Below are 10818 nucleotides of genomic sequence, written 5' to 3'. Positions count from 1 at the left end.
CCCCACTCACCTGTAGTCACTCCTCCCACGGGAGGGGACGGGCCGGAGGGGCCTGGTGTGTGGACGTAAAGCGAAGCAGTCCACACACCAGGCCCCGGAGGTCCGTCACCGCACCCGACAACCACCCGCCCGCCGCAGGCGCAACGGCGAGAAACCACCACGGCGGGAAAGACAACAACGTGGGACTAACGGGCCCGGCCCCGAAGCTCGGCGTCCAGGAGGGCCGACCACTGTTCGACAACCCGCTCGCGGCGGGCGGAGTCGTCGGTGAGGAGGTTGGCGAGGCCGAGGCCACGGGCCATGTCGAGCAGTCCCTGGACCGTCTCCCGGACGCCGGGCACCGCCTCGTCCGCGTCGAGCAGCGTCAGCGCCGTCCGGTGGGCGTCCCGGCCGACGCGGGCCTCCAGGGCGGTGACCCGTTCGCGGAGCTGGTCCTCGTCGGAGGCGGCCACCCACAGGTGGAGCGCGGCGCGGAACAGCGGGCCCGTGTAGAGGCCGACGAGTTCCTCGACGACGATCCGGGTGCGGGCGGCGGAGCCGGCCGGGGGGAGGTTGTCGGCGACGGCCTTGACCGCGCCCTGGCGTTTCTCCGCGACGTGTTCGACGGCCGCTGTGAAGAGGTCCTCGCGGGTGCGGAAGTGGTGCTGGGCGGCGCCGCGGGAGACGCCCGCGCGTTCGGCGACCACGGAGACCGTGCTGCCGCTCCAGCCGCGTTCCGCCAGGCAGGAGACCGCGGCCTCCAGCAGTTTGAGCCGGGTGGCCCGGCTGCGTTCCTGCTGGGGCTCCTTGGTGCCGCGGGCGGGGGTCAGCGCGCCCATGACGGGGCCCGCCGCTCCAGGAAGGCGGTCATGCCCTCGCGGGCCTCGGCGGAGCCGAAGAGCCGTGCGGACTGTTCGGCGAGCGCCTCGGTGTCGCGGTCGAAGGCGGCCAGCACCGGGGCGGTGACCAGCTTCTTGGACTCGGCCAGGCCCTGCGGAGAGCCCTTGCGCAGCCCGTCCAGCAGGGGCGCGAGGCCGCTGTCGACCTCGTCCGCGGCGAGGGTGACCAGGCCGATCCTGGCCGCTTCCGCCGCGCCGAACTTCTCGCCGGTGAGGTAGTAGCGGCCGACGGCGCGTGGGTCGAGCCGGGGCAGCAGCGGCAGCGAGATGACGGCGGGGGCGAGGCCGAGGCGGGCCTCGGTGAAGGCGAAGGTGGCCTCCGGTCCGGCCACGGAGAGGTCGCAGGCGCCGAGCAGGCCCAGGCCGCCGGCCCGGACGTGTCCGGTGACGCGGGCGACGACCGGTTTGGGCAGCGCGACGAGGGCGCGCAGCAGCCGGGCCAGGCCCAGCGGGCCGTCCTTCGCGCTGCCCGAGGTCGCCTCGGAGAGGTCCGCGCCGGCGCAGAACGTGCCGCCGGTGTGGGTGAGCACGACGGCGCGGGTGGCGTCGTCGGCCGCGGCGTCCTCCAGCGCCTGGTGTAGTTCGGCGACCAGGCGGGTGGAGAGGGCGTTGCGGTTGTGCGGGGAGTCCAGGGTGAGGGTGGTGATGCCGCGCTCGTGGGAGCGCGGGACGAGGGTCTCCGTGGACGCGTCGGCCTTCGGGGCGTCGGTCATCGGGGCGTCTGGCTCCTTTCCCTGGCGCGCAGTTCGCGTCGCAGGATCTTTCCGGTGGTGGCGCGCGGCACGCTCTCCAGGAATTCCACGCGGCGCACTTTCTTGTACGGGGCGACCTGATCGGCAACGTACGCGATGACCTCGTCCTCGCTCAGGCTGGCCCCCCGCTGCCTGACGACGAACGCCTTGGGCACCTCGTTGCCGTCCTCGTCCGGGACGCCGATGACCGCGGCGTCGGCGATCGCCGCGTGGCCGAGCAGCAGCGCTTCGAGGTCGGCGGGGGCGACCTGGTACCCCTTGTATTTGATCAACTCCTTGACGCGGTCGACGACATGGAGCCAGCCGTCGCCGTCCGCCCGGCCGACGTCGCCGGTGTGCAGCCAGCCCTCGGGGTCGATCATCGCGTCGGTCTCGGCGGGCCGTCCCAGATAGCCCTTCATGACCTGGGGGCCGCGGATGAGGATCTCCCCGGTCTCCCCCGGCCCCACGTCCTCGCCGGTCTCCAGGGACACCAGGCGCATCTCGGTGTTGGGGATCAGCTTGCCGACGGCGCCGGGCGGCGGGTTCGGGGCGTCGAGGGGGACGCAGTGGGTTCCGGGACTCAGCTCGGTCATGCCGTACGCCTGGAGGACCGGTGGCAGGCCGAGCCGCCGGGAGCAGGCCGCGGCCAGTTCGGCGTCCAGGGGCGCCGCGGCGGAGACCAGGTACCGCAGGGAGGACAGGTCGTAGTCGGCGACCAGGGGGTGTTTGGCGAGGGCGAGGACGATCGGGGGTGCCACGTAGACGGCCGTGATGCGGTGCCGCTCGATGGCGGCGAGGAACTGTTTCAGGTCGAAGCGGGGCAGGACGACGACGGTGGCGCCGTTGCGCAGCGGGGCGTTCATCAGGGCGGTCAGCCCGTAGATGTGGAAGAACGGCAGCACGGCCAGGACCCGGTCGCCGGGGCCGTTGGAGATCAGCGGGGTGAGCTGGGCGAGGTTGGTGGCGATGCTGCGGTGGGTGAGCATCACGCCCTTGGGGGTGCCGGTGGTGCCGGAGGAGTAGGGCAGTACGGCCACGTCGTGGGCCGGGTCGAGGGTGACGGAGGGCTCCGGGTCGGTGCAGGCCGCCAGGTCGAGGACGGAGCGGTGGCCGGCGGCCCGGTCGCAGACGAGGATCTCGGCGACGCCGCCGGTGTGCCGCGCGGCGGCGCGGGCGGTGTCCAGCAGCGCCGACACGGTCACGATCCAGCGGGCCCCGGAGTCCTGCAGCTGCTTGGTGAACTCGCCCTCGGTGGCGAGCGGATGGACGGTGGTGACGGCCGCCCCGCAGCGCGAGGCGGCGTGGAACACCGCCGGGAAGAGCACGGTGTTCGGGCTGTGCAGGGCCAGTACGTCGCCCTTGCGGACGCCGGTCGCGGCGAGGGCGGCGGCGATCCGGCGGCTGAGGCGGTCCAGCTCGGCATAGCTGAGGGTGGTGCCGTCGAGGCCGTCGATCAGTGCGGGCCGGTCGCCGTACTCCGCCGCCCGCCCGAGGACGGCCTCATGGATCGGCAGCTCTACGGGCGCGACGTCGGCGTACTCGCTGTGGAACACGTGGAACACCATGCCTGGGCCTTTCCTTCGGCGGGGTACGGCGGGCGGCGGGTGCGGCGCCCGCCCCGGCGGCCGGGACGGGCTCGCCCGGCCGGCCCGGTCAGCATCCCGTTTCTCAGTACGACTTGGGCAGCCCCAAGGTCTGGTGCGAGACGAAGTTGAGGATCATTTCGCGGCTGACCGGCGCGATCCTCGCCACCCGGGCGGCGGTGATCATCGAGCCGAGGCCGTACTCCTGGGTGAGGCCGTTGCCGCCGAGGGTGTGGACGGCCTGGTCGACGGCGTGGACCGCGGCCTCGGCCGCCGCGTACTTGGCCATGTTGGCGGCCTCGCCCGCGCCCATGTCGTCGCCCGCGTCGTAGAGATGGGCGGCCTTCTGCATCATCAGCCGGGCCAGTTCCAGTTCGATGTGGGCCTGGGCCAGGGGGTGGGCGAGGGCCTGGTGGCTGCCGATGGGTTCCTTCCACACCTGGCGGGTGCGGGCGTAGTCGACGGCCCGGCCGAGGGCGTAGCGGCCCATGCCGAGGGCGAAGGCGGCGGTCATGATGCGCTCCGGGTTGAGCCCGGCGAACAGCTGCAGCAGCCCGGCGTCCTCGTCGCCGACCAGGGCCTCGGCGGGCAGCCGCACCTCGTCCAGGGTCAGCTCGAACTGCTTCTCCGGGGCGGAGAGTTCCATCGCGATCGGGCTGCGGCCGAAGCCGGGGGTGTCACGGGGCACGATGAAGAGGCAGGGCTTGAGGCGGCCGGTCCTGGCGTCCTCGGTGCGGCCGACGATCAGGGTGGCGTCGGCGATGTCGACGCCGGAGATGAAGACCTTGCGGCCGTTGAGCACCCAGTCCGTGCCGTCCTTGCGGGCGGTGGTGGTGATGCGGTGCGAGTTGGAGCCGGCGTCGGGTTCGGTGATGCCGAAGGCCATCTTGCGGGAGCCGTCGGCGAGGCCCGGGAGCCAGGTCCGCTTCTGCTCCTCGGTGCCGAAGCGGGCGATGACCGTGCCGCAGATGGCGGGCGAGACGACCAGCATCAGGAGCGGGCAGCCGGCCGCGCCCAGCTCCTCCAGTACGAGGGAGAGTTCGGCGATGCCGCCGCCTCCGCCGCCGTACTCCTCGGGGAGGTTGACGCCGAGGTAGCCGAGTTTGGCGGCCTCCGCCCAGAGTTCGTCGGTGTGGGTGCCGTCCGCCACGACGCGGGTGAAGTACTCGCGGCCGTAGCGGGTACCCAGGGCGGCTACCGCCGCCCGCAGGGCGCGGTGTTCTTCGGACTCGATCGTCGGGGTTCCCATGGGGTCTCCTCGGGGGGTCGTCGGTTCCGGTTGCGTTGCCGAGTGCGGCGCCGGGCCCGCCTTCGGCGGTGGGAGGGGGTGGTTGGGGTGGGGCCCGGGTGTGTGTGGGTGGGCGGTGGCGGGCCCCACCCCGGTGGGGGAGCTGTCACAACCCGGGGTGGTGCCGTCAGTCAGTCCGTGACGACGGCCAGGAGGGTGCCTACCTCGACCTGGGTGCCGGTGTGGACGGGGAGGGAGGTGAGGGTGCCGGCTGCCGGGGCGGTGATCTTGTGTTCCATCTTCATGGCCTCCAGCCACAGGAGCGGCTGGCCGGCCGTGACCTGGTCGCCCTCGGTGAGGCCGGTCGCGATGCGGACGACCGTGCCGGGCATCGGGGCCAGCAGGGAGCCGGGTTCCGTGCGGGCGGTGGGGTCGGGGAAGCGGGGCAGGGCGGTGAAGGCGTGGGAGGCGGGGGTGGTGGTGCCGGGGGCCGGGGGTGCGTCGACATGGACCCGGTCGCCGTAGCGGGTGACCGTGAACGGCCGCCGCAGTCCGCCGGCTTCGAGCACCACCGCGTCCGGGCCGAGGGCCAGCAGCCGGACGCCGGGGAAGTCCTCGGCGTGCAGGCCGTCCCGGCCGAGCCGGTAGCGGATGGTGTGCTCGGTGCCCCCGGAGGCGTAGGTCTTGACCTGGGGTCCTGAGGGGACGTTGCGGAAGCCGCCGAAGCGGGAGCGGCCGTGGGCGTCGGCGAGGGCGGCGGCGAGGGCGAAGAGCGGTGCCGCGTCGGTGTCGCTGCGGGTCAGCTCGGTGAGGTTGCGGTCGTAGAAGCCGGTGTCCAGGGCGCCGGGGTCGGTGAACTCCGGGTGGCGCAGGGAGCGGACGAGCAGCTCGCGGTTGGTGGCGGGGCCGTGGAGGGTGGCGCGTTCCAGGGCGCCGGCCAGTTTCCGTACGGCCTCGTCGCGGCTCGGGGCCCAGGCGATGACCTTGGCGAGCATCGGGTCGTAGTGGATGCCGATGGTGTCGCCGTCGGTCACGCCGGAGTCCAGCCGGACGCCGTCGGGCAGCGCCAGCCGGTGCAGGGTGCCGGTCTGCGGCTGCCAGCCGGCGGCCGGGTCCTCCGCGTAGAGCCGGGCCTCCACGGCGTGCCCGTGGGGCGGTGGCGGTGTGGGGTCCAGGGGGCGGCCCTCGGCGACGCTCAGCTGGAGGGCGACCAGGTCGAGGCGGTGCACGGCCTCGGTGACCGGGTGTTCGACCTGGAGGCGGGTGTTCATCTCCAGGAAGTACGCCCGTCCGGTGCGGTCGACCAGGAACTCCACGGTGCCCGCGCCGCGGTAGCCGATGGCGCGGGCGGCCCGGTCCGCGGCCTCGTGCAGGGTGGCCCGCAGCTCCTCGGACAGTCCGGGGGCCGGGGCCTCCTCGATGACCTTCTGGTGGCGGCGCTGGAGGGAGCAGTCGCGGGTGCCGAGGGTCCAGACCGTGCCGTGTCCGTCGGCGAGGATCTGCACCTCGACGTGGCGGGCGCCGAGGAGGTAGGGCTCGACGAACACCTCGCCGTCGCCGAAGGCCGACGCCGCCTCGGCTGCGGCTGCCTTCAACTCCTCTTCCAGCGAGTCCAGTTCGGTGACCATCCGCATCCCGCGGCCGCCGCCGCCCGCCGCCGCCTTCACCAGGAGCGGCAGGTCGGCCTCGGTGGCCTTCCCGGGGTCGACGGGGGCCGGCAGCGGCACGCCGGCCTCCGCCATCAGTTCCTTGGCCCGCGTCTTGGAGGCCATGGCCTCGATGGCGGCGGGCGGCGGGCCGATCCAGACCAGGCCCGCGTCGGCCACCGCGGTGGCGAATCCGGCGTTCTCGGAGAGGAAGCCGTAGCCGGGGTGGATCGCGTCGGCGCCCGCGGCCCGCGCGGCCCGCACCAGCAGGTCGCCGCGCAGATAGGTGTCGGCCGGGGCGTCGCCGGGGAGCCGTACGGCGGTGTCGGCCTCGCGGACGTGCGGGGCGCCGGCGTCCGCGTCGGAGTGCACGGCGACGGTGGAGATGCCCAGTTCGCGGCAGGTGCGGAAGACCCGCCGGGCTATTTCGCCACGGTTGGCGACGAGTACGGAACGGATCACTTCTGCCTCACATCCGGAAGACGCCGAAGCCGCCCCGCGCGCCCTCGACCGGGGCGTTGTGGAGGGCGGACAGGCACAGGCCGAGGACGGTGCGGGTGTCGCGCGGGTCGATGACGCCGTCGTCGTAGAGCCGCCCGGACAGGAACATCGGCAGCGACTCGGACTCGATCTGCTGCTCGACCATCGCGCGCAGCCCGGCGTCGGCCTCGTCGTCGTACGGCTGTCCCTTGGCGGCGGCCGAGGCGCGGGCGACGATCGAGAGCACGCCGGCCAGCTGCTGCGGGCCCATGACGGCGGACTTGGCGCTCGGCCAGGCGAACAGGAAGCGGGGGTCGTAGGCGCGGCCGCACATGCCGTAGTGGCCGGCGCCGTAGGAGGCGCCCATGAGGACGGAGAGGTGCGGCACCTTGGAGTTCGACACCGCGTTGATCATCATCGCGCCGTGTTTGATGATGCCGCCCTGCTCGTACTCCTTGCCGACCATGTAGCCGGTGGTGTTGTGGAGGAACAGGAGGGGGATGTCGCGCTGGTTGGCCAGCTGGATGAACTGGGCGGCCTTCTGGGACTCCGCGCTGAACAGCACGCCCTGGGCGTTGGCGAGGATGCCGACCGGGTAGCCGTGCAGCTCGGCCCAGCCGGTGGTCAGGCTCGGCCCGTAGAGCGGTTTGAACTCGTCGAAGTCGGAGCCGTCCACGATCCTCGCGATGACCTCGCGGGGGTCGAAGGGTGCCTTGAGGTCGCCGGGCACGATGCCGAGCAGCTCTTCCCCGTCGTACTTGGGCGGCGCCGCCGGTCCCGGATCGGGGTGCGGCTTGCGCCGGTTGAGGCGGGCGACCACCCGGCGGGCCTGGCGCAGCGCGTCCGGCTCGTCCACCGCGAAGTGGTCGGCGAGCCCGGAGGTGCGGGCGTGCATCTCGGCGCCGCCCAGCGACTCGTCGTCGCTCTCCTCGCCGGTGGCCATCTTCACCAGCGGCGGGCCGCCCAGGAACACCTTCGCGCGCTCCTTGACCATGATCACGTGGTCGGACATCCCCGGGACGTACGCGCCGCCCGCGGTCGAGTTGCCGAACACCACGGCGACGGTCGGGATGCCGGCCGCGGACAGCCGGGTGAGGTCCTTGAAGAGCGCCCCGCCCGGGATGAAGATCTCCTTCTGGCTGGGCAGGTCGGCGCCGCCGGACTCGACGAGGGAGATCACCGGGAGGCGGTTGGCGAAGGCGATCTCGTGGGCGCGCAGGGACTTCTTCAGCGTCCAGGGGTTGCTGGCGCCGCCGCGCACCGTCGGGTCGTTGGCGGTGATCAGGCACTCCACGCCCGCGACGATCCCGATGCCGGTGACCAGCGAGGCGCCGACCTGGTAATCGCTGCCCCAGGCCGCCAGCGGCGACAGTTCCAGGAAGGGGGTGTCGGGGTCGACGAGCAGCTCGATCCGCTCCCGGGCCAGCAGCTTGCCGCGCTTGCGGTGCCGGGCGACGTACTTCTCGCCGCCGCCCTCGGTCGCCTTGGTGTGTTCGGCCTCGATCTCCGCCAGCTTCGCGAGCATCGCCGTACGACGCTCCGCGTACTCGGCGCCCGACGGGTCGAGCCCGGTTCCGAGCACGGTCACCACAACACCTCCGGTATGTCCATGTGCCGCGAACGCAGCCACTCCCCCACGGCCTTGGCCTGGGGATCGAACCGGGCCTGCGCGGCGACGCCCTCGCCGAGCAGCCCGTCGACGACGAAGTTGAGCGCCCGTAGGTTCGGGAGTACGTGCCGGTCGACGGGCAGACCGGCGGTCTCCGGCAGCAGCTGCCGGAAGCGGTCGACGGTCAGCTCGTGCGCCAGCCAGCGCCAGGCCCGCTCGCCGGGGGCCCACACCCCGACGTTCGCCGAGCCGCCCTTGTCGCCGCTGCGGGCTCCGGCGACCAGACCGAGGGGCCCGCGCCGGGTGGGCCCGGCGGGCAGCGGCTCGGGCAGCGGCGGGTCGGCCGGTCGCGCCAACTCCCGTGACAGGGGCGGGGGTTGGCAGCTGACGCGGGTGCCGTCGGGCAGTACGGCGGTGTGCGGCACCCCGTCCGCGTCCACCGTCACCGCCTCGAAGACCCCGTACGGGGTGCCCTTGCCGGGCGGCGCGGTGACGTGGAAGCCGGGGTAACTGGCCAGCGCCAGTTCGACGGCGGCGCCACTGACCGCCCGCCCCACCGCGTCCTGGTCGGCGTCCCGCACCACCAGGCGCAGCAGCGCGCTCGCCTCCTCCTGGACCGCCGCGTCGTCCCGGTCGGTGCGGGCCAGCGCCCAGCGCACCTCGGCCGGGCGGCGCTCCGCCGCGTCGAGGGCCGCCTCCATCTGGCGGCGGACCAGCGCGGCCTTGGCCGGCACGTCCAGTCCGGTCAGGACGAAGGTGACCTCGTTGCGCCAGCCGCCGAGACGGGTCAGCCCGGTCTTGAGGGTCGGCGGCGGCGCCTCGCCCCGCACCCCGTCGATCCGTACCCGGTCCGGCCCCTCCTCGGTCAGCCGTACGGTGTCCAGCCGCGCGGTCACATCGGGCCCGGCGTAGCGGGCGCCGGCCGTCTCGTAGAGCAGCTGGGCGGTGACCGTGCCGGGGGTGACCGCGCCGCCGGTGCCCGGGTGTTTGGTGATCACCGAGCTGCCGTCGGCGGCGATCTCGGCGAGCGGGAAGCCGGGCCGCCGCAGGTCATGTGCCGTGAAGAAGGAGTAGTTGCCGCCGGTGGCCTGGGTGCCGCATTCGAGGACGTGCCCGGCGGCCACCGCACCGGCCAGCTGGTCCAGATCGTCCGGCCGCCAGCCGAAGTGCGCCTGGGCCGCGCCGCTGACCAGCGCGGCATCGGTGACCCGCCCGGTCACCACCACATCGGCACCGGCCCGCAGACAGGCGGCGATCCCGGCGCCGCCCAGGTAGGCGTTGGCGGTCAGCACCCCCTCGCCCCAGCCCCCGCGCGCCAGGAGGTCATCGCCTTCCACGTGCGCCACCCGGACGGGCACCCCCACCTTGGCCGCCAACTCCCGTACCGCGTCGGCGAGACCGGCCGGGTTCAGTCCGCCGGCGTTGGCGACGATCCGCACCCCGCGCTCGACGGCTGTCCCGAGTCCGTCCTCCAGCTGCCGCAGAAAGGTCCTGGCGTATCCGCGCGTGGGGTCCTTCAGCCGGTCCCGGCCGAGGATCAGCATGGTCAGCTCGGCGAGATAGTCGCCGGTCAGCACGTCCAGCGGCCCGCCGGTGAGCATCTCGCGCAGCGCGTCGAAACGGTCGCCGTAGAAGCCGGAGGCATTGCCGACGCGGAGGACCGCGGGGTCGGCGCCTATGGGGCGTATGGGGCCGGTGTCACCTGCGCGGGCGCTGCCGCCGCTCATGAGGTGGCGGCCTTCCCGGACGGCGCCCGCCCCTTCCCCGGCGGCCCCGCGAAGGCCTGCGCGATCTCCAGCCACCGCTGCGCGTCCGCCCCTTCGGCCCGTACGGACGGCAGGTCGGACCGGTGCGCCCGCTGGGTCACCAGCAGACAGAACTCCAGCGCGTCGCCCGTCACCCGCTGCCGGGCCTGCGCCGGCCCGTACTCCCAGACCGTGCCGTCGGGCGCCCGCAGCTCGACCCGGAACTCCTCTTCCGGCGGGGTGAGTTGATGGGTCGCGTAGGCGAAGTCGCGGGTTCGGACGCCGATCCGGGCGATGTGCCGCAGCCGGGCGGTGGGCGGCCGGACGGCCCCCAGCGCCTCGGCGACGTCCTGCCCGTGCGCCCAGGTCTCCATCAGCCGCGCGGTGGCCATCGAGGCCACGCTCATCGGCGGGCCGTACCAGGGCAGCTTCCCGCCGGCGGGCCGCTCCGCCAGCGCCCGCTGCAACGCCTCCCGCCCCGCCCGCCACTGCGCGAGCAGCTCGGCGGGCGGCGTACGGGCACCGGTCTCGGCGGCCTCGTCGACGAAGGTCAGCGGCGCGGCGAGGGCCTCCCGCGCGGCCCGCGCGAACCCGTCCGGGTCGGTGGCGGAGAGCAGCGCCTGCCGGTCGGTCCAGGCCAGGTGAGCGATCTGATGGGCGACCGTCCAGCCCTCGGCGGGCGTCGGGACCGCCCAGCGCCCGGCCGGCAGCCCGGCGACCAGCGCATCCAACTCCTCGCTCTCCGCCCTGAGATCCGCCAGTACGGCGCCGGGATCGGACACGCGGCACTCCCCTCGTCCACCCAACTGCCAGGACAGCGGGGTGCGTTGGAAAACGGTGACGGCCGCGGCGGAGCGCTGACGCCGTACGGGTGCGGTGTGGTGCGGGTGCGCTCCGAGACTGGCAGCGCCGCCG

At 73.9% G+C, this 10818-nt stretch carries 8 protein-coding genes; all 8 read right to left on the bottom strand.

Annotated elements, in window-relative coordinates; genetic code table 11:
* Positions 1 to 185: 185 nt before the first annotated feature.
* The 8 genes from ACGFN2_RS30670 to ACGFN2_RS30635 all read right to left on the bottom strand — a co-directional run bounded on the left by ACGFN2_RS30670 (position 186) and on the right by ACGFN2_RS30635 (position 10685).
* On the bottom strand, positions 186 to 818 hold the full coding sequence (locus tag ACGFN2_RS30670; RefSeq protein ID WP_393365842.1) for a TetR/AcrR family transcriptional regulator: 633 nt from the start codon (positions 816 to 818) through the stop codon (positions 186 to 188).
* Positions 806 to 1591 (bottom strand): enoyl-CoA hydratase family protein, encoded by a 786-nt coding sequence (locus tag ACGFN2_RS30665; protein WP_393365840.1) that lies wholly within the window; start codon positions 1589 to 1591, stop codon positions 806 to 808. The genes ACGFN2_RS30670 and ACGFN2_RS30665 overlap by 13 nt, the downstream gene beginning before the upstream one ends.
* Positions 1588 to 3177: a 4-coumarate--CoA ligase family protein gene (locus ACGFN2_RS30660; protein ID WP_393365838.1), complete on the bottom strand. Its 1590-nt coding sequence runs from the start codon at positions 3175 to 3177 to the stop codon at positions 1588 to 1590. Before ACGFN2_RS30660 ends, ACGFN2_RS30665 begins: the two co-directional genes overlap by 4 nt.
* A 103-nt stretch (positions 3178 to 3280) precedes the next feature.
* The gene (locus ACGFN2_RS30655) at positions 3281 to 4444 is read right to left on the bottom strand and encodes an acyl-CoA dehydrogenase family protein (protein WP_393365836.1); all 1164 of its coding nucleotides are present in this window, start codon (positions 4442 to 4444) and stop codon (positions 3281 to 3283) included.
* A gap of 170 nt (positions 4445 to 4614) precedes the next feature.
* Positions 4615 to 6531, bottom strand: coding sequence for an acetyl/propionyl/methylcrotonyl-CoA carboxylase subunit alpha (locus ACGFN2_RS30650; protein WP_393365834.1), 1917 nt, complete (start codon positions 6529 to 6531; stop codon positions 4615 to 4617).
* 7 nt (positions 6532 to 6538) lie between these two features.
* The gene (locus ACGFN2_RS30645; RefSeq protein WP_393365832.1) at positions 6539 to 8137 is read right to left on the bottom strand and encodes an acyl-CoA carboxylase subunit beta; all 1599 of its coding nucleotides are present in this window, start codon (positions 8135 to 8137) and stop codon (positions 6539 to 6541) included.
* Positions 8134 to 9885, bottom strand: a complete 1752-nt coding sequence (locus tag ACGFN2_RS30640; RefSeq protein WP_393365830.1) for an acyclic terpene utilization AtuA family protein — start codon at positions 9883 to 9885, stop codon at positions 8134 to 8136. Before ACGFN2_RS30640 ends, ACGFN2_RS30645 begins: the two co-directional genes overlap by 4 nt.
* A complete protein-coding gene (locus tag ACGFN2_RS30635) occupies positions 9882 to 10685 on the bottom strand; it encodes a TIGR03084 family metal-binding protein (RefSeq protein WP_393365828.1) in 804 nt (267 codons plus the stop codon). Before ACGFN2_RS30635 ends, ACGFN2_RS30640 begins: the two co-directional genes overlap by 4 nt.
* Positions 10686 to 10818: the final 133 nt, after the last annotated feature.

The sequence above is a fragment of the Streptomyces sp. NPDC048612 genome (assembly GCF_043199295.1).
Taxonomy (GTDB): Bacteria; Actinomycetota; Actinomycetes; order Streptomycetales; family Streptomycetaceae; genus Streptomyces.
This window is presented reverse-complemented; position numbering and strand designations above follow the sequence as displayed.

Bases quoted from the DNA above. Each gene is read 5' to 3' on its own strand.
- ACGFN2_RS30670 (WP_393365842.1), bottom strand. From the start codon at position 818: ATGGGCGCGCTGACCCCCGCCCGCGGCACCAAGGAGCCCCAGCAGGAA.
- ACGFN2_RS30665 (WP_393365840.1), bottom strand. From the start codon at position 1,591: ATGACCGACGCCCCGAAGGCCGACGCGTCCACGGAGACCCTCGTCCCG.
- ACGFN2_RS30660 (WP_393365838.1), bottom strand. From the start codon at position 3,177: ATGGTGTTCCACGTGTTCCACAGCGAGTACGCCGACGTCGCGCCCGTA.
- ACGFN2_RS30655 (WP_393365836.1), bottom strand. From the start codon at position 4,444: ATGGGAACCCCGACGATCGAGTCCGAAGAACACCGCGCCCTGCGGGCG.
- ACGFN2_RS30640 (WP_393365830.1), bottom strand. From the start codon at position 9,885: ATGAGCGGCGGCAGCGCCCGCGCAGGTGACACCGGCCCCATACGCCCC.